Here is an 18,011-nt window from a genome sequence, read left to right on the forward strand (position 1 = left end):
GGCGGCGACGGCGGCGACGGTGGCGACGGCGGGTCCGGCAACCCGAAGGAAGTGCGAACCGATCCGGAGGCGTTCGACTTCGCGAACCCGAACTGGGAGGAGAACAACTGGACGCTGGCTCCCCTCATCGAGAACAACTACCACCGGGGATCACAGACCGACCTGGAGGAGATCGAGCCCCGCGACGAGGTCCGATACGGCGACCCGGTTCAGGAGCTGGGCGAAGACGAGGAGCCGCTCGACCCGGACACGCTCGTCTTCTCGTGGAGCCCTAGCGAGGAGACGCCGGCCCAGTACGAGAGTGCGCTCCAGCCGATCATGAATAATGTCGAGGAGGAAACCGGGAAGGACACGGAGTTCAGGCCGCTGACGTCCTACGCCGCTACGGTCGAGGCGATGCGCGCGGAGCAGTTGCACATCTGTAACTTCAACACCGGCGCAGTCCCGTTCGCCGTGAACATCGCGGGTGCGGTTCCAGAGGCGATCGGTCTGCCCGACGACCCGCCGCTCTACGGGTACCGCCTGTGGGCGATCACGCAGGCCGACAACGAGGAGATCTGGAGCGTCGACGACTTCGCTGGCAAGAACGTCGCACACTCCGAGCCGACGTCGAACTCCGGGAACCAGGCCCCCCGGGCACTGTTCGAGCAGGAGTTCGATCTCATCGCCGGCGAGGACTACGAAGTGAACTACTCCGGCGGTCACGACCAGACGACTCGCGGTGTCGCGGTCGGCGACTACGACTGCGGCCCGGTCTGTAGTTCCTGTGCCAAGGACGTCATCGAGGCGTCCGGCGACGAACTCCAGGGCTCGGACATAAAGGCGGTCTGGGCGAGCCAGCCGTTCCCCAACGGACCGTTCGCCTACCGGTACAACCTCCACCCGGACATCGTCGAGGGGTTCCAGCGGGCGCTGTACGACTACGATTACGCGGGCACCGAGTGGGAGAGGGGCTCCGATTACGCCAGGCACGTCGAGATCGAGTACAAGACACACTGGGACATCATCTTGACTATCCAGAAGTTCAACGGCGTCGAGTATAATCTCAACGCGCTCAGCGAGTAGGCGCCCTGCACAGTCTTTTTAACCTTCCCATCATAACACGAACCATATATGCTCAGAACGGACAACCTACAGAAAACGTACGAAAGCGGTGACGAGGCCCTCAAAGGCGTCTCCCTCTCTATCGAGGGGAGCGAGATCGTCTCCATGATCGGGCCGAGCGGTGCGGGAAAGAGCACCTTCATCCGCTGTATCAACCGCCTCGTCGAACCGACCGGCGGCGAGGTCTACCTGGACGAGACCGAACTCAGGGCCCTCGGGAAGAGAGACCTCCGAAAGGCCCGCCGCGACATCGGCATGATCTTCCAAGAGTTCAATCTCGTCGAGCGGCTCACCGTCATGGAGAACGTCCTCTCGGGTCGACTCGGGTACGTCTCGACCTGGCGGGCCTTCCGGCGGAACTTCCCGTCCGAGGACATCCAGCGGGCGTACGAGATCCTCGAGCGGGTCGGCCTCGAGGACATGGAGAACAAACGGGCCGACGAGCTGTCCGGCGGTCAGCGCCAGCGGGTCGGCATCGCCCGGGCCGTGATCCAGCAACCGAAGATCCTTCTCGTGGACGAACCCACCAGTAGCCTCGACCCCGAAACCTCCCACAAGGTGCTCGATCTGCTGACGACCGTGGCGAAAGAGGACGACATCCCCGTGTTGATCAACATCCACGAGGTGGAACTCGCCCTGGACTACGCCGACCGGATCGTGGGTCTCTCCGACGGGGAACTCGTCTGGGAGGGCGGGACGGACGAACTCGACGAACACGCCAGGGACATCATCTACCGCGGCGGCGAGTCGCGCGAGGGAACCGGATCTGCGATTGAAGAGGAGGAGGCCGCAGAAGACAGACAGGAGATCGATCGTCAAGTGCCAGGTGGAGGATAGCCGATGGCAGCAGATCAACAGACCTGGAGGCGGCCAACTGCGTTCTACAACCGCACGGTCAAGTGGCTGTTCTACATTGGTTCGGTGCTGTTCGTGGGGCTATTGCTTTCCCGTACCGGCGTCAGTCCCGGTCGGTTCTGGCAGGGGATCCTGTTCGGTATCGACCTGGTCGGACAGATGGTGCCGCCGACGGCGACCGAGACGCAGTTCAACCGCATGATGGAGATGCTCGGCGAGAGCGTCGCCATGTCGATGCTCGCGACCGTTCTGGGTGTGCTGATCAGCATCCCGTTCGGATTCCTCGCGGCCGAGAACCTCGTCCCGAAACCGGTCTACTACCTCAACCGGTCGATCATCATGGTTTCGCGGTCGCTCCACTCGCTCATCGTCGCGATCATCTTCGTCAAAGCGTTTGGGCTGGGCGTCGTTGCGGGCGTCCTCACGCTCAGCTTCAAGACGATCGGCTACTGGTCGAAGCTGTTCGCGGAAGACCTCGAAGACATCGACAGGGGACAGATGGAGGCTATCGAGGCCACCGGCGGGTCGAGGTTACATACCATCGTGTACGGGGTAGTCCCCCAGGTAATCCCCCGGGCCATCGGTCTCACCGTCTACCGATGGGACATCAACATCCGCCAGAGCACGATCATCGGGATCGTTGGTGCCGGCGGTATCGGGACCGTCATCCTGGCGGCGTTCGACAAGTACCAGTACCAGTACGCGTCGACGATCCTCCTCGCGATCGTCGCCGTCGTCATGGTCGGTGAGGCAATCAGCGCGATCACGCGACGGAGGGTCGAATAATGGCAACCGGCAGCCTTCAGGAGTGGCAGCGGTACGACCGGCGGACGAGGATCGGTCGGTATCTGATGATCCTCGCGTCGCTGATCATTCTCGCGATATCGTGGGTGTCCCTCGAACTAGACTTCGGGTACTTGCTGAGCGCACCGGCCAATCTCGCGGACCTGTTCGTCCGGATGTACCCGCCGGACTGGGGCTACACGACGACGATCGTCGATCCGATGATCCAGACGATAAACATCGCGATCGTCGGAACCATCGTCGCGGTGATCATCGCGTTCCCCGTCGCATTCCTCTCGGCGAAAAACACGACGCCGAACAAGGCAACCTACGTCCTCGGGAAGTTCATCATCTCGTTCTCCCGGTCGGTCAACGGGATCATCTGGGGTCTGATCACGGTCATCATGTTCGGTCCCGGCGCGCTCGCGGGCATGGTGGCGGTCGGCCTCCGTGCAATCGGCTTCGTGGCCAAGCTGCTTGGCGAGGAGATCGAGGAGATCGCCACGGGATCGGTCGAGGGCGTTCGGGCGACCGGTGCGGGCACCTTCCTCGTCTTCCTCTACGGTATCTTCCCGCAGATCAAACCCGCACTCGTGGGCATCTCGATCTACCGGTGGGACATCAACGTCCGCATCTCGACGGTCATCGGGTTCGTCGGGGCCGGCGGTATCGGTGTCCACCTGTTCGAGGCGATCGAGACGTTCGCCTGGCGGACCGTGCTCCTGATTCTCATCGCTATCCTCGGCGTTGTCATCGTGAGCGAGGCGCTCTCGGCGTATCTTCGTGCGAAGGTCCGCTGAGCAGACTACCCGCACTCTCTTCTCGTCGCTCTCCGCCGAGACCGAGGCGACTGATCCCACGACGATCCGCATCACATCGCTCTCCGTCGGAAGAACGGCCGGCTCTATCGACGGGTCTCGTCATTCGGAAGAAGTGTCTGACCGCTCCCCGACGATGCTATCTGAAAATGTCGACGACTTGGTGTTCAGGGATATTCGGCGACCAGATATCCGTCTGCATTCAATCGCGGAACCATATCGGACCGATCGAACTCCGTCAACAGTTCGCCGTCGGCCTTGTCCCGACCCGAGGTAGGGTGGCGAGCGTTGATCCCTTCGATCGCCAGACGATACAGTTCCAGTTCCGAACCGGAGGCGAACTCGTGGGCGATGGACCGCTTGAGTGCGACGGCGACGGCTAGGTCCTCATATCGGATCTCGTTGTTGGCGCCGGTCGCGACGAGGTGGATATCTTCGTCCTGTCGGTCGGAAAGGAGATTGCCCACTGTAGAAAGGTTCCAGCTCGTCCCGATGTAGACCTCTTTCGCGTCTTTCACCCGCTCTACCGTCCACGCGCCGTTCTCCGAGAACAGACAGACCGGTTTGCCTTCGACGTCCGTTTCCCGGATGTGGGTCGGCGAGTTCATCACCTGAAACAGGTCGTCGGAGTTGTACGGCTCACCGCCGACCATCGCCTCCTCGTTCTGTCGCTTGTATTCGCGAACACTCTCCAGGGTCTGGGCCGCTTTCACGTACCGCGCTCCCGCCTCTAGAAACGCGATCACTGACGTCGAAAAGCGGTAGACGTCGATGATAACGAATATCCCATCCGGAACGGGCTCCGGGATCTGTTCTTTCGTCTCGTAAATTGAAATCTCGTTCATTTTTGTAATCTCACTCACATCGCGTCCGATCTGATAGCCGGACCAGTAACTCACCTGTCACCAGCGGTGGCTTCGAACACAGATCTCTCCGTGCCGTCCGCGTAGTTCATCCGATACGGACACGAGTACGACCGATCACTCACAAGCACTAATACATTTTGTAACATATCTTATATTATCTCGATCCGGCGGGACAGCCGCAGCGATCACGGGATCCAGCGAATATTATATAGCGGCGTAATCGCTATCGATCATGTATGGGGATATTGAGTCGACTAACTCGGCGGAACTACACGGAGAACGAGGCTCCGAACGTTGCGTGGGACCAGACAAAAGACGGGAACGAAGGAGCGGAGCGGGAGCTGATGGAGTACGACGGCACCGCCTACGAGTGTGTCGTCAACGCGTCGGAGAACGGCGAGTGGGAAGCAGCCTTCGGTCTCGCGGAGGACCGCAGCCATCAGCGGCTGTTCCTGTTCCAGGACGAAGTACTGTACTCGACCACCGAACTCGAGAGACCAAAATTGTGTGCCGTGGCTAACGACGGCACGACGCTCGTGGCTAGTCGCGCTGACTGGCAGGAAATTGGGGGTGAGGTGATCGTCTTCAACCGGGAGGGGGATCGGATCTTGACCCACAGCTGTGACTCGAATATATCGGGAGTGAACATCACGCCGAATGGCCGATATGGCGCTGCGCTAGTGCTCAAACCGAACTGCAAGACGTACCTATTCGACTGCGTGGAAGGGAAAGTCGTGTGTGTTCACGAAAACCATGAGGGGAACAAGCAACTGGCGAGATTTGAGCAGGTAAATAACGAGTGGCATCTGTACCTCTCTCACAAGAACAGGGAACACCCGCTGTACGCGATCGACATGTCCGGTGAGATCGCCTGGAAGAGCGATCGGTTCCGCGAAGAGCCGTTCTCCCTGCTGAAATGGTTGAAATCCCACATGTGAATCGGACCAGTGTGCTCCGGACGACTGCCTCCGGCGAAGATCTGATCCGCGGGTCCAGTATCTCGGGAGGGTGAAAATCATAGAGGCCGACGCGTCTTCGTCATCGACTCGGAGCGACACTCCTCACGGAGATCCCTCCACGAGCGGGTTACGGGACCTCCAGTACCGTTCGGCCACCGCATCCAGTACCGCCTAATTCATCTTGTCCAGAACGATCTCAAGCTGTCGGGGGGTCGAAATTTCCGACGCGGATGCCATCTACTACCTATCACACGTCTGGACGTCCCTGTTGTCCGGTTCAGACTGTGGGAGTTCGCTGGTCGAAACGGTCGTCCCGAGGCCGATGTACGGACAGATTGACGGACGTATCGTTTCTCAGCTCGACCCCAAACTATATAGGATATATACCAGTATATAGGACAAGGTAGACGTAGGCGAATGATACCTCTCGATATCTGCCAGCCGGTTCTCCAGGTCGATCCGGAGTACCTGCTAGCGAACTATCCCGACGTGATGAAGATCGTGTTCGCCACCGCTTTAGGTATCCTTCTGGGTGTCGAACGGGAGTGGTCACAGAAGCCGGCCGGACTGCGGACGTTCAGCATTATCACGCTCTCCGGGACGGTACTGACGATCGTCGAGGAACCCTTGTTGCTCATCTTGGGAGCGGTGCTGATAGTCATTCAGGGTGCAGTTTTCGCCGTAGAGGGACTCAAATCGGGCGAGGGGAACTACCTGCTCACGACGGCGAGTTCGATGATGCTGGCTTACGGCGTCGGCGTGCTCATCGGCAAGGAGTTCTATCAGGTCGGGGTTATCGTCGCCATCTTCGCGACGCTGTTGCTGGTCCTTCGACGGGAGCTGCACGGATTCGCCAGGAACCTCTCGAAAGACGAGATCCAGAGCGCCCTCGAGTTCAGCATCCTCGCGTTCGTCATCTTTCCGCTACTGCCCAGCGAATCGCTCGGCCCGAACGGTGCGATCAATCCACGGACCATCTGGCTGTTGGTAGTCGCGGTGAGCGCGATCGGATTCGTGAACTATCTGATCGTCCAGCGATACGGCGCGAAGGGTATCGCCATTACCAGCTTCTTCGGTGGGCTCGTCAACTCCGCGGCCGTCATCGGTGAGATCGTCTCGCGAGCGCGCAACCAGAGCGGATTCACGAACATCGCGGTCGGGTCGATCCTCCTCGCGAACGCCGCGATGGCGTTCCGGGACTTATTCATCGTCCTCACGTTCGTTCCGGAGCTGGCTATCGACGTAGGTGCACCGCTGGGAGCGATCGTCGTCGCCGGCGTCGTGTTCTCGTACTTCGTCAGCGACTGGGAGCTCGACTTCGAGATTGAGTTCGACTCGCCGTTCAACCTCCGGACGGCTCTGAAGTTCGGTCTCCTCTTCCTGCTCGTCCTCGTGGTGTCGGCTACCGCGAGATCGATGTACGGTACCTCGGGCTTTCTCGTCTCCAGTTTCCTCGGCGGGCTAGTGTCAAGCGGCGCCGTCACCACGTCCGTCGTGTTGCTCGTCCAGTCCGGGGAACTTGCTCCAGGGATCGCCTCTTCGGGCATCATCGCTGCTGTCACCGGGAGCATCCTCGTCAAGCTCGCGCTCGCAATTTCGATGGATCGATCGATCGGGGTTCCGGTCGCGGTTGCGACGTCCGCCCTCATCACCGTCGGCGTCGTCGCGACGGCGGTTACAGTTATGTTTATCACCTGATGAGAGACGTGCCGCCAGAAGAGTCGGACAGATGCATCGTCGTTTCTCCTGCTGGTCCAGACTGAATCGACGAACGGGAGGTTCTGAGATACCGATCACACGAATCGGAGATCAACGCTGAGAATAGTAACAGTATTATTATATATTTGGGAGTAATATAGAGGTAGAACAGCGTTATTTGTTGATTTTCGTAAAGAGTGTCGTTTTCAGCGTAACAGTTAGTAACCTCCGTTCGGCGTTGCTGAATCGTCGAATAGGCCTTCAGAAACAGCCTCACGCTCTGGGTTGTACGCCACCGCTTAATTATTGCAGACGGTGTTATCCGAACCTCGTCTTCGGGTAAAAATTTATGCCACTCACAGTATGACAGTGACTATGGCTGGCATCATCGATCAGTTTAACCGATACAAAAATCCCGAATACACCGGGAACAATCGATGTCTCCCGTGTACCATTGTGAATTCTGGAATCGGCATTACCGTGAGTGCCGGGGCCGCCGGACTGGCGACGGTTAGCGGTTGGGAGAGAGCCGCAGCGCCCATCGCAACCGTCCTCATCGTGATATCTGCCGTGAGCATTTATTTCAGAGGCTATCTTATCCCAGGAACGCCGGCACTGACCAGACGATATCTCCCGCGAGAGTTACGGACTAGGTTCGGAAAAGAGACATCAAAACCGCCGATATCCGACGATATCGACGTCGAACGGCTGCTCGTTTCGGCCGGGACGTTGAGAGAGAACAAGGACGGCACCGACCTTCGGTTGACCCAGGATTTCGAGAGCAGGTGGAAGACCGCGATCGAAACGATCCGTGGAACGGACGTGGACCGAGACCACCTCCTTGAGCTGCTCGATCTTTCGGCCGACGAGGTAACGTTCGAAGAGTACCCGATGGCTTTCCGGATGCGTGTCGATGGCCGCGATGTCGGAAAGTGGGAGTCGCAGGAGGCGTTCTTCGCGGACGTTGCAGCGGCAGAACTGCTCGAAGACCGCGTCTCGAACTGGTCTCACCTCGATGCGGTCCAACGGGGACAGTTACTGAACGGACTCCGACTGTTTCTGACCCGCTGCCCCGGATGTGACGGGCCTCTCTCCCTAGATATGAACACTGTCGAGTCGTGCTGTAGTTCCCGCGAGGTCCTCGTGTTGTCGTGTGACGAGTGTAACACCAGGATCCTCGAATCGGACCAAACTGATCTCTGAGGCCTCAAAGCTACTCTCACGGGGACGACCAGCCCGAAAAGACCGATACCAGTGCCTGAATAGGACTTGAAGAGATCGGTGCGCGTTTTGTTACAGAACTTCGGTGATCACAGGTGCCGAACTGATACGGCTCACCGACCGATCGATCGTGTCTGTCGCGTAGATGTCCTCGACACCCGCTTGGTACACCTTGCTAACGGCTTTATCCGCGAGGACAGGATGAACGCAGGTCACGAAGATCCGCTTTGCGTTCTGGTCGTCTAGGATACTGACGGCCTCTTTCATTGTTCCGCCCGTGGATATCATGTCGTCTACAAGAACGATATCACGCCCGGAAACGTCGACTTCCCCGCTGGTCATCTGGACGTCGGTTGCGGATTTCCTGTACTTGACGAAGTTGTCCACTGTCCCGCTCCCGTACGCGTCCCTGACCGACCGCGTGATTCTCGTCGCTCCTTCGTCAGGCGAGAGGAATATAGGACGAGTGAGATCGGTCGGCAGTGCCCCGGCAAGTCGCGGCGCGGCGTCTACGGACTCCGCCGGAACTTCGAAGAAATCGAGAACGTGCTCCTTGTGGGGGTTGACGGTGAACACCCGGTCGGTACTTGCGCTGATCGCTTTTGCGATCGCACGAGAGGAGATGGGTTCCCCCGGTTCGAACACCTTGTCTTGGCGAGCGTACCCCATGTACGGGAGGACTGTAATCACCTCTTCCGGATCGCGTTTCATGGCACGTTCTTGCAACTCCAGCAGTTCTAAATGCGCCCGATCCGACGTAGTGGAGACGATAATGACGATCCGTTCGTCCGCCGAGATCGTAGACCCCTCTTTCGCATCGATCGATCCGTCCGCTCTGATGTTGACTAACGGTTCTTCAAGGGCCCGTGCTACCTCGGCTGTGACGGATTGAGCCGTTGTTCCACACGTGATCATAGTGAAAAGCACTGTGAATACGTGTATAAACTCTTCGCTCACGTATGAAGCGGCGTTGAGAGTGGAACTCCCTGAAGCCACTGGAACGGTATTCGTCACTATCTCGCTAATATATAATTTTTAAATATAGTTGTTTTTATTGATGTTTGTGTGTATCGCAAAGTTGAAACGCTCTTCACAATTGGGTTCAAAAAGCCGATCTACCACCGGCGGGCGACGAAACGTCCGGATCGCATTGCTGTCGATCAAAAGACGATCCGAATCGACGACGAACAGTACTAGCTGGACGCCACCGTTGATCTCGAAACTAATGAAATTCAGTATTCTTGGCTGTTGCCACGAATACTGTTTCGAACTATGCGTGAATACCACTGAAATTGCGGTAAACCACGACATTTCAGATGTCTTCAAAAATCGAGATCTCTGACGGGCGAACGGACGCTTTGCTCTCGTCAACGCCGTATCTCTCGTCGATGATGCCGACGATCTCAAAGGAGCGCTCCGCCGCCGAAAACTTCGGCTATCCCGTCGAGATCCACGATGATCGCGATAGTCAATATTCATCATTTATACTAGGGAATAGCTAATATATATGCTTTTGAATTATTTTAGCAACGCGCACGCAGAAACGGCTGATGAGTGGCTTGTGCTCGTTCGTCTTCACACGAGATCAGCTCATCCCGATACAATCCGCGCTCGCGAGGGTGTTATATATATATGTGAACTGATCACAAGGATAAGCTATATATGAGATCCTTCCTAATATTAAAAGAGGATGAAAAGCCACAGAGGACGAGTCATTAACGCGACAGATAACGCGTGTCAAGTCCTCATGGCACTCCAAGAGTTAGATGGTGCAGGGGTAACAGAACTATCAGAAGAACTCGATTACTCCCAGAGCGCTGTCCACGCCCAACTGAATACTCTCGTAGAGAACGGGTTTGTCGTGAAAGAGGGAACGACGTACCGGCTGAGCCTCCGATTCCTCGATATTGCACAGCACGTGATGTCTCGGTTCGGAAATTTCGACATAATCAGATCGGAGATCAACTCTCTCGCCGAGAAAACGGGTGAAGTCGCACAGTTCACGACAGACGAAAACGGGAAGATCGTCTATCTTCATAGGGCCCAGGGAGATAATGCCGTTAAAACAGGTTCATTCATGGGGAAGCGGGAGTATCTCCACTCAACCGCAATGGGGAAGGTGATACTCTCGATGAAATCGGTCGAAGAGGTTGATTCGATAATCGATCAGCATGGGCTTCCCGAACAAACAGAAAACACCGCGACGACTCGAAAAGAACTTTTCGAGCGATTGGAACGGGTTCAGAAACAGGGATACGCGATCGACGACGAAGAGAGCGTTAAAGGCCTTCGCTGTGTCGCGGCGCCGGTTATGGCCTCCGAACACGAACACCTCGGAGCCGTGAGTGTAACTGGGCCTGCGAGTCGAATGACCGACGAGCGGTTCGAATCCGAATATATCGAGACTGTGAAAAATTCGGCAAATATCATAGAAGTGAACTACAGATTTTCCTAACGGCAGCGGAAGAGCGGTCACTCGACGTTCTCGACGCCCACCGGTTTCAACCAGCGGCCCCTCGTGATCGATGACTCGCCTCCGCGTCACTGAGTAGATCATGTCCGCCGAAATCACACGCTGGTCACGTCGATTCGTTCTCGTCGGGGTGGTCTCGCTCTGCTGTTGGCAGCTCGCCACCGTCGTGGGTCTCCCGCGACGCACCACGGTAACGCTGGCCGTGTTCGGGTTCGTGTTCCACGTCGTGTTCGGAAAAGCGTACGCGCTCGTTCCGGCGTACTTCGACACGGATCTCGTCTTCGAGCAGGCGCCGATGCTCCAGTTCCCCTTCGTCGGTATCGGGACCGCGTGTCTCGCGTTCGACCCACTCATCGCTCGTGGCTTCCCCGTCGATCTCGGGGTTCTTGGTAGCGGACTCTGGTCGATCGGCGTTGTCGTGTTCGTCGGGGCGATCGCGGCGACGGTCATCGGACCCCTCAGACGCGGGGAGACGGGGACCGGGGATCACAACTCCGACCGGCGCCCGCTAGACCGGTTCGCGAACGGCTTCGTGCCGGTCGTCCTCCTGTATCTCCTCGTTGGTACCTACGAGACGGCTGCCGTACGGGTCAGCGATATTCCACCGGTGATCGGCGTTCAGGCCGCCGCAACGCATCTACTTGCAGCCGGTGCGGCGACGCTGCTCGTGGTCACACTCGGGTTCCGGCTCCTTCCGCGGTTCTTCGGTACCTACCCGACCCGGCGGTCGGCCGTGCTCGTTCTCCCTGCGGCCGCGATCGCCCCCGGACTCGTCGCCGCTGGCTTCGTTGACGACCGGTTTCTTCCCATCGGTGCCGCCCTCCTGCTGTTCGCCATCGTCAGCTTCACCATCATCGTGTTCAGAATGTGGATCGATGCCGAGAGACGTCGGATCGGGCTGTATGCCGTTCTTCCGAGCACGACATTTGGCGTTATTGGCGTGAGCCTCGGCAGTCTCTTTGCGGTCAGCGGTGCGTCCTCGGCGCTGATCGCGACACATCTTCGAGTCAACCTCCTCGGATTCCTGGGGTTGATGATCGTCGGCACCTCGTTTCAGTTCTACCCCCCACAAGTCGGCACACTCCCCGGCTCGTCGAACCGGGCCGCCGCGACGGTGATCGCCATACTCGCCTGCGGACTGGCAGTCGAGGTCCTTGCTGCCGTGGCGGTCACGGCTCTCGCTCCCGTGACGGTCCCCCTCTCGTCTCCGATGATCACCTTCGGCCACTGGCTCACGCTCTCGGGTGCAGTCGGTTACGGATACCTCATCGTGAGCGCGTTCACGGCTCGATCAGATTGACTCCGTAGTCGGTACCGAACCGTCCCAGGTCGAGCGTGCGTGTCGCGTCGACTATTACTGTCTGTTCTCTCCGCTCCCGATATGAGGATACGTCCGAATGTGTTCTGTCTCTCCGCCGGCTTCATCGGTCTCCCCGCGGCATCTGAAGGCGGGTCGATCCGGTTCCACGACCGGCTTCGGCCGTCTCTCGAGCTGATCACGTTCCGGTTGATGTGGCTGTGCGCTACTCGCGCTGGCGGGGATGGGACTGGCCGTCGCGGCGGATGCCGAACGCTTCTGGAACCTCCCCTCCAGGTCGCGCGCATCAAAGCGGCCGATTTTTGTAACGCGTCACGGTCTAACAATACTAAGAGATGGTTGATGGCGTCCGTTTACGGAGCTACGTTCGGTGGACGCTACGAACACTACCGACGCTGCTTTCGATTCCGATGGCGGTCCTTTTGGCCGTTGCGCTCGTCTTCGAACCAACGACCGTTACTGACGGCGGTGCTACGGATTCGCTCGCCACGACTGCACTGTTTGGCATCGTCGTGTCCGTTCCGCTCCTGGCGGTACTTGCGTCGGTCGGCGCGTGGCGTGGGAATCGGCGGCTCCAATGGGGGGCGACCGGCGGGCTTCTAATTTTAGGTATCGTTCCGTACGGTGTCGCCCTCGAGGTGGTTCTCGTCAGTGTACTTGTCGTTCTTGGGTTGTTGAACACCGTTGCCGACCACCGGTGGTACGATGTCTGGCTTGCGCTCTCGATGCTCGTTTCGCTGTGGGGGGTTGGCTCACTGCTCGTCGTATATACACCCGGACACAGCAGGGTGATGGTCGTCGTCGGTGGACTGATCATCCTCGGAGCGACGCTGTCAGTCGTTGCTGCCAGTACTGGAACGCTCGGAGAGATCCGACAGCCGACTACGGCTCGCGAACTCGCGGAGCGTTCGTCGTTCTCGCGGTTCGTTGCCGGCGTTGCACACGGTCCCGAGTGGCGACTTACTTGGATCGCAGTTGTACTCCTCTCGATCACAGTCACGGTGTTCCACTTTTTCGGACTCGCTTGGCGAATCTACACGCGATACTGGTTCTGGGACGTGATCACTCACTCGCTGTCTGGGTTTGGCGTCGCAGCCATCATCTATCTCCTGCGGCCCGCGACGTTCGGGACAGCGAGGCGTCTATTCCTGTTTCTCCCGGTGCTCGTGTTCACTATCGGTGCTGTGTTCGAAGTGTACGAGTACGTCTTCCGCGAGTTCTACTACCGCTGGAGTGTCGAACGGTACCTTCGGGATACGCTCGAAGACCTCGTCTACGATACGATCGGTGCAGTGATATTTGCCTACTTCCCGTACACGCGTCTCGTCGGATCACGGCACCGTCCGGAGAGCATCAGCCGCGAATCGCCGACGAACGCAACGGAGAGTCGTTCATCGTCTCACACTTCGGACGGTCGGCTAGTGGATGTAGCCACCGATACTCCGACCGATGTCACCTCTCGCCGGCGTATCGCTCTCCTCGTCGGCGGCGTCGCTCTCGTAGCGTTCGGTGTCGGCATCAGCGCTGGACTTCTCGTCGCTACGCCCAGCGATCCCGGAACGCCCCCGGATCCGATCCACTTCACTAGCGAAACCGAGGTTCACGACGACCGGATCGTCCACACGACGTGGCCGTCAGTCGATGAGCACCGCGAGTACCGTGTCACGTACGAAATTCGAGAAGACGGAGACACGATCGAACGGGTGGCCGACCGGCCGACGGAACTCGCCTCTGGTGACCCACTCGTCATCGAGTTCGACGCGGATCCAACCGCCACGTATTGTCTCGACGTGCGAATCACCGATCGATGGGATCGGCAAGTCAGCGACGACGTGGTTCAGATACGTCCGGCATCGAGTTGAGTGTAACTGGGTGTCGCCCACTACCGTTGTCACCTGCGAAAAGTCCATCACCGGTCGACGAACGTGGCTGGCGATCGGAGTGTCGCCGTCCCGCAGCGTGACGCAGCGGCCTGTTTTTTGTGCCCCCGGAGAGGGTGCGGGGCCCACCTTGCGTTCCGCTCAATCACTCCGCCCGACGTCGAGAGCCGAGGACCCGGTCGGGCGACTCGGGGACCAGCCAGGCCGGGACGACTCGTGTGAGGACGACCATCCCCGTCAGTTCGACGAGCGTCTGGGTGACGACGACCGCGGGTGCGAGCGCGTAGCCCGACGGGAGCGCGAGCGCCAGCGGGAGGATGACCAGCGAGTTCCGCGTGACGGCGGTGAACACGAGCGCTCGGCTCTCGCCGGCGTCCATCCCCAGTAGTCCAGCTACCACCCGTCCGAGCAGTGGCATGATGACGAGGAACGCCACGTAGACGGGGACGACCGCCGCGATCTGTCCGATCGAATCCTGCACGCGCGGCAGCTGGGAGGCGATGACGACGAACAGCGTCGTCCCCATCATCGGCACCGGCAACCAGCCCATCGCGTCCTGCCACCGTTCGCCGCGCTCGGAGCGTTCCGCCCGGTATTCGGTCGCCCACGCGAGCGTCAGCGGCAGCGCGATGATGACGACGAACGGCTCGATGAACGGCCCGGCTTCGATAAACTCGGCGACCTGCTGGCCCATAAACAGCCAGAGGTACAACGGGAGCAACAGCAGCTGGATGAGCATCAGCGCCGGCGTCGCGGCTGTGATCTGTTCGGCGTCACCGCCCGCGAGTTCGGTGAACGTGATGACGTAGTCGATACACGGCGTCAACAACACCATGAACGCCCCCACGAGGATCACCGGGTCCTGCGGGAGGAACCGGGTGAGTCCGAACACGACGACCGGCACGACCACGAAGTTCATCCCGAGCGCAGCCGCCATGAACCGGCCGTTGCGGAACGCCCGCCGGATCCGGACGAACGGGATCTCGAGGAACGTCACGTACAACAGTACCGCCAACACGGGGTTGATGAGCGGTTCCAGCACCGACCTCGCGCTCGGGAGTCCAAGGCCGATCCCAATTGCGAGGAGGACGGCAACCGCGTACACACCGACTTGATTGTGCTGAACCCACTGTTTCGAGAGTTCGGTCATAGATCTCGGATAGGCGTTATCGAGTTGCGATTCAAAGGACAATCAGCGCTCCTCGAATACACGAGGAGAGGGAGTCGGTGTCGAGATCCGCCATCTCAGCTCGATTCATTTGTAGCGATCGTGGTAGCAGGCGTAAGTCCCCATCGGTGCTCCGCCAGTAACAGCAGTACTTCGAGTATTCATCCCACAGAGTAGCTAACCCAGCAGAACCCCGGCCACGGAAACCACGACGAGAACGACGTGGAAGGTCGTGTGTGCGACCATCGCAGCTTCCAGCGATCGCCGCCAGAACAGCCAGCCGAGTGCCACTCCCACGATCGCGTTCAACAGGACGGTTCGAACGACCAGCGCGGGCGTGAGTCCGATCGTCGATGCGAGCGCGGGCAGGTGACCGACGCCGAACGCGACTGCACTCGCGACGATCGCGATCCACATCGCCGTCGCCGACGGCGTCTCCGTCTCCTCACCAACCGTGTTTCGGCCCCACCAGAGCACGAACGCGATCGGCGCCATGACTCCCCACCGGAGGAGGAGCTCCTCTGTGACCCCGCCGTAGAGGAATCGCATCGGGACCGACGCGAGCAGGTCCTCGAGCGCTGCCGCGTCCGTGACGGCCTCGCCGGACGTGAGGACGGTGAACGGAGCGAACGCGACGTCAAGAACGGTGACGAGGACGAAAAGTCCCGCACCTATCGCGACCGCAAGCGGCAGTGACCGCCGAAACGCACGCCAGCCTGGAGTGCCGCCGGACGCCCACGCGAAGACGTGCGAGTGGAGCCCGGTTCGCGGAGCGGTGGCCGAGCCGAGAACCGCGAACACGACGAGGAGAACCGTCGAGTTCGCGGCTGCGAGCACCACGAGCGTCGGATACGACAGGATCGCCAGCTCCGGGATCGCTCGAAGGGCCGGCACGGAGTAGCGTGCGAGCGAGACGACGCCGGCCATCCCGAGCACGACCAGTGCGACCGTGCCACAGGCGGCAGAACGCCACGTCGAGCCGTCGGTGGTCACGGACCCTCCGTCGACGGCCGCCGATCGCCGAGGACGTCGAACGACTCGTCGATGTCGCCGAGGACGAGCAGCGCGTAGTACCGGAGATACGTCACGATCGGCACCTGCGCGAGTGCCCAGACCACGACCATCGACAGCCCGAACAGTAGCGCGAGCCCGGCGAGGACGACGATCCCGGCCGTCGACGACAGCGAGACGGTCACGTGCGTGATCCCGGCCACGACGAGAACGGGGAGTAGAAGCGCGATCGCGATGAGCCCGACCACGATCGACGCGACGATCCCGGCCGCGAGCGTCAACAGGAACGCAATCACGACGTATGCCAGATACTGTTTCCACGCTGCTTTGATCGACTCCCAGAGCCGCCGCCACGCGGCGAGAACGCCGGAGTCTGCCTGAATCATGAGCGGCACGACGAACACGGTCGTCAGCCCCGACACCAGCGCGTACAGCACGCCGACGAGGAACACCACCGGAATTCCGACGAGAAACGCCGTAACGGGGATCGTGGGGTCGCGTCCGGTGAGGATCGGGACGACGAGCAGCGCGAGCCACCCGACGAACAGCGCGAACATCGGGAGCCCGATCGCGATCCGGAACCCGAACAGGCGGAGTCCCTGCCGCCAGCGCCGACTCCAGTAGCCTCGGATCGACACCTCGCCGGTCCGGAGCGACTCGATCAACACGAACTCCATGATCGCACCGATCAGCACGAACAGCGCACCGACGAGGAGTCCGGCGACGGCGAGTCCGACGACGAGCGTCACGACGTCGACCGGGACGCTGAACGGGAGTCCACTCTCGGGAACGTCCCCCGACGGCGCCGACGTGTTGAACTGTGCCGTCGGGAAGCTCACGCCGCTCCCGACGAAGAACACGACGACCGCGAGCTTCAGCCAGCGGCGAACGTCGATCGGAGTCAGGAACTCCCGAGTGACACCGAACGCTTTCTCGATGTTTTCGACAGCGTGGAGGGCCATAGGTCCGATAACGCAAACCAGTTAGTTAGCCCTTCTGGTGGTGTGTTACGGAACTGCAAGGAGAATGCCCTGTGTGTAGCGCGAGGATGAATCCGTTGGAGTCCAATCGCAGCACGCTCGTCGACAGGAAAGAGTAGTATCACCGTAATTGACGCTCGCCTCTGCCGATTTGAGATTTCCACCGAACAGACCTGATTATGATACTCTGGCTCTGTTGAAATCATCTTCTTTGGACATATCTTCAATCGGAACAGCTGGTCGCTGAGTAGTGCTTACTAAGAGGCTTTTCAGGGAGTAACTCGTATATTCAAAATATATACTATATATAAAAACAATGTCATTTATGTGTATCTACAGCCTCCAATTTCTTTATGTTTAGAATGGATCTGGCCAGAGATGAGCCATACTCTGCCAGCGAGGACGTTGCAAAACCCCGGCTTCAACTGCGCCACAAGCCCTTAGAAGACTTAATAGACGATGGATTAGTCAGATGGGATAGGGAGAAGAATCTTGTTATGAAAGGATCAAACTTCGACAGGCAACACTCGCTCAAGAGCTGATCTTAGATTCGATACCCCTTTCACCTGTATTGGGTATTATCTGGCCCCTGTTGAAGTTCTCATTTCCAGATATATCCATGTCTACAACCGACTGTAATTATATAGTATGAAATGAACAACATTTTATCGTAGAGGTGGTAATATTCGCATATGGAGCAGACTATCCTTAACCAAATCAGTGAAGCTATTGCCGATGTAGAGGGAGTTGATCCAGTAAATCTCGATATGTCAATACAACGATACATATCAACGGATGCAATACAGGATTTGGTGAACCACGGAGGAGTAACTCTTGGGCGTTTTGCCAGTTTGAGACCTCCGAATCGACGTTGTCA

At 58.9% G+C, this 18,011-nt stretch carries 17 protein-coding genes; 12 read left to right on the top strand and 5 right to left on the bottom strand.

Going from position 1 to position 18,011, the window contains the following annotated elements; translation table 11 throughout:
• From phnD to phnE (GJ633_RS06145), 4 genes are all read left to right on the top strand, one after another.
• A partial coding sequence (gene phnD / locus GJ633_RS06130) for a phosphate/phosphite/phosphonate ABC transporter substrate-binding protein (protein WP_231741258.1) occupies positions 1 to 1,065 on the top strand: 1,065 nt, incomplete at its 5' end.
• Between the two features lie 48 nt (positions 1,066 to 1,113).
• Positions 1,114 to 1,941: a phosphonate ABC transporter ATP-binding protein gene (phnC, locus tag GJ633_RS06135; protein ID WP_156588060.1), complete on the top strand. Its 828-nt coding sequence runs from the start codon at positions 1,114 to 1,116 to the stop codon at positions 1,939 to 1,941.
• A gap of 3 nt (positions 1,942 to 1,944) precedes the next feature.
• Positions 1,945 to 2,745 (top strand): phosphonate ABC transporter, permease protein PhnE, encoded by an 801-nt coding sequence (gene phnE, locus GJ633_RS06140; RefSeq protein WP_156588062.1) that lies wholly within the window; start codon positions 1,945 to 1,947, stop codon positions 2,743 to 2,745.
• Positions 2,745 to 3,542, top strand: a complete 798-nt coding sequence (phnE, locus tag GJ633_RS06145; RefSeq protein WP_156588066.1) for a phosphonate ABC transporter, permease protein PhnE — start codon at positions 2,745 to 2,747, stop codon at positions 3,540 to 3,542. The genes phnE (GJ633_RS06140) and phnE (GJ633_RS06145) overlap by 1 nt, the downstream gene beginning before the upstream one ends.
• A 185-nt stretch (positions 3,543 to 3,727) precedes the next feature.
• On the opposite strand, the gene GJ633_RS06150 is transcribed toward phnE (GJ633_RS06145), so the two are convergent.
• Complete coding sequence (locus GJ633_RS06150) at positions 3,728 to 4,405, bottom strand: 2-phosphosulfolactate phosphatase (RefSeq protein WP_156588069.1); 678 nt, start codon at positions 4,403 to 4,405, stop codon at positions 3,728 to 3,730.
• Positions 4,406 to 4,662: 257 nt separating this feature from the next.
• Between GJ633_RS06150 and GJ633_RS06155 the strand changes: the two genes are divergently transcribed.
• From GJ633_RS06155 to GJ633_RS06165, 3 genes are all read left to right on the top strand, one after another.
• Entirely contained in the window at positions 4,663 to 5,364 is a 702-nt protein-coding gene (locus tag GJ633_RS06155) for a hypothetical protein (RefSeq protein WP_156588071.1), read from the top strand.
• Between the two features lie 438 nt (positions 5,365 to 5,802).
• Positions 5,803 to 7,083, top strand: a complete 1,281-nt coding sequence (locus GJ633_RS06160) for a DUF4010 domain-containing protein (protein WP_156588074.1) — start codon at positions 5,803 to 5,805, stop codon at positions 7,081 to 7,083.
• A 375-nt stretch (positions 7,084 to 7,458) separates the two neighbouring features.
• Complete coding sequence (locus GJ633_RS06165; protein WP_156588076.1) at positions 7,459 to 8,286, top strand: hypothetical protein; 828 nt, start codon at positions 7,459 to 7,461, stop codon at positions 8,284 to 8,286.
• A 90-nt stretch (positions 8,287 to 8,376) separates the two neighbouring features.
• Here GJ633_RS06165 and prs read toward each other — a convergent pair whose 3' ends face one another.
• Entirely contained in the window at positions 8,377 to 9,219 is an 843-nt protein-coding gene (gene prs, locus GJ633_RS06170) for a ribose-phosphate diphosphokinase (RefSeq protein WP_156588086.1), read from the bottom strand.
• 775 nt (positions 9,220 to 9,994) lie between these two features.
• On the opposite strand from prs, the gene GJ633_RS06175 reads away from it, so the two are divergent.
• From GJ633_RS06175 to GJ633_RS06185, 3 genes are all read left to right on the top strand, one after another.
• Positions 9,995 to 10,759, top strand: a complete 765-nt coding sequence (locus GJ633_RS06175) for an IclR family transcriptional regulator (RefSeq protein WP_156588078.1) — start codon at positions 9,995 to 9,997, stop codon at positions 10,757 to 10,759.
• 100 nt (positions 10,760 to 10,859) lie between these two features.
• Positions 10,860 to 12,077: a hypothetical protein gene (locus GJ633_RS06180; protein ID WP_156588080.1), complete on the top strand. Its 1,218-nt coding sequence runs from the start codon at positions 10,860 to 10,862 to the stop codon at positions 12,075 to 12,077.
• Between the two features lie 428 nt (positions 12,078 to 12,505).
• Positions 12,506 to 13,957, top strand: coding sequence for a hypothetical protein (locus GJ633_RS06185; RefSeq protein ID WP_156588081.1), 1,452 nt, complete (start codon positions 12,506 to 12,508; stop codon positions 13,955 to 13,957).
• 163 nt (positions 13,958 to 14,120) lie between these two features.
• Here GJ633_RS06185 and GJ633_RS06190 read toward each other — a convergent pair whose 3' ends face one another.
• From GJ633_RS06190 to GJ633_RS06200, 3 genes are all read right to left on the bottom strand, one after another.
• Positions 14,121 to 15,125: an arsenic resistance protein gene (locus GJ633_RS06190; RefSeq protein WP_156588082.1), complete on the bottom strand. Its 1,005-nt coding sequence runs from the start codon at positions 15,123 to 15,125 to the stop codon at positions 14,121 to 14,123.
• A 195-nt stretch (positions 15,126 to 15,320) separates the two neighbouring features.
• Complete coding sequence (locus tag GJ633_RS06195) at positions 15,321 to 16,136, bottom strand: CPBP family intramembrane glutamic endopeptidase (RefSeq protein ID WP_321168934.1); 816 nt, start codon at positions 16,134 to 16,136, stop codon at positions 15,321 to 15,323.
• On the bottom strand, positions 16,133 to 17,116 hold the full coding sequence (locus tag GJ633_RS06200; protein ID WP_156588083.1) for a hypothetical protein: 984 nt from the start codon (positions 17,114 to 17,116) through the stop codon (positions 16,133 to 16,135). The genes GJ633_RS06195 and GJ633_RS06200 overlap by 4 nt, the downstream gene beginning before the upstream one ends.
• A 371-nt stretch (positions 17,117 to 17,487) precedes the next feature.
• On the opposite strand from GJ633_RS06200, the gene GJ633_RS06205 reads away from it, so the two are divergent.
• Together GJ633_RS06205 and GJ633_RS17680 are read left to right on the top strand one after the other, a co-directional pair.
• A complete protein-coding gene (locus GJ633_RS06205) occupies positions 17,488 to 17,676 on the top strand; it encodes a hypothetical protein (protein WP_156588084.1) in 189 nt (62 codons plus the stop codon).
• A gap of 150 nt (positions 17,677 to 17,826) precedes the next feature.
• Positions 17,827 to 18,011: hypothetical protein (locus GJ633_RS17680; RefSeq protein ID WP_394351133.1), on the top strand; the 185-nt coding region annotated here is incomplete at its 3' end.

The organism is Halorubrum sp. CBA1125, from assembly GCF_009742825.1.
Taxonomy (GTDB): Archaea; Halobacteriota; Halobacteria; order Halobacteriales; family Haloferacaceae; genus Halorubrum.

Excerpts from the sequence above, each read along its gene's own strand:
- phnE (WP_156588066.1), top strand. The coding sequence starts at position 2,745 with ATGGCAACCGGCAGCCTTCAGGAGTGGCAGCGGTACGACCGGCGGACG.
- GJ633_RS06190 (WP_156588082.1), bottom strand. The coding sequence starts at position 15,125 with ATGACCGAACTCTCGAAACAGTGGGTTCAGCACAATCAAGTCGGTGTG.
- GJ633_RS06185 (WP_156588081.1), top strand. The coding sequence starts at position 12,506 with ATGGCGGTCCTTTTGGCCGTTGCGCTCGTCTTCGAACCAACGACCGTT.
- prs (WP_156588086.1), bottom strand. The coding sequence starts at position 9,219 with ATGATCACGTGTGGAACAACGGCTCAATCCGTCACAGCCGAGGTAGCA.
- phnC (WP_156588060.1), top strand. The coding sequence starts at position 1,114 with ATGCTCAGAACGGACAACCTACAGAAAACGTACGAAAGCGGTGACGAG.
- GJ633_RS06160 (WP_156588074.1), top strand. The coding sequence starts at position 5,803 with ATGATACCTCTCGATATCTGCCAGCCGGTTCTCCAGGTCGATCCGGAG.
- GJ633_RS06180 (WP_156588080.1), top strand. The coding sequence starts at position 10,860 with ATGTCCGCCGAAATCACACGCTGGTCACGTCGATTCGTTCTCGTCGGG.
- GJ633_RS06205 (WP_156588084.1), top strand. The coding sequence starts at position 17,488 with ATGTTTAGAATGGATCTGGCCAGAGATGAGCCATACTCTGCCAGCGAG.
- GJ633_RS06165 (WP_156588076.1), top strand. The coding sequence starts at position 7,459 with ATGGCTGGCATCATCGATCAGTTTAACCGATACAAAAATCCCGAATAC.
- GJ633_RS06175 (WP_156588078.1), top strand. The coding sequence starts at position 9,995 with ATGAAAAGCCACAGAGGACGAGTCATTAACGCGACAGATAACGCGTGT.
- GJ633_RS06155 (WP_156588071.1), top strand. The coding sequence starts at position 4,663 with ATGGGGATATTGAGTCGACTAACTCGGCGGAACTACACGGAGAACGAG.
- GJ633_RS06150 (WP_156588069.1), bottom strand. The coding sequence starts at position 4,405 with ATGAACGAGATTTCAATTTACGAGACGAAAGAACAGATCCCGGAGCCC.
- phnE (WP_156588062.1), top strand. The coding sequence starts at position 1,945 with ATGGCAGCAGATCAACAGACCTGGAGGCGGCCAACTGCGTTCTACAAC.
- GJ633_RS06200 (WP_156588083.1), bottom strand. The coding sequence starts at position 17,116 with ATGGCCCTCCACGCTGTCGAAAACATCGAGAAAGCGTTCGGTGTCACT.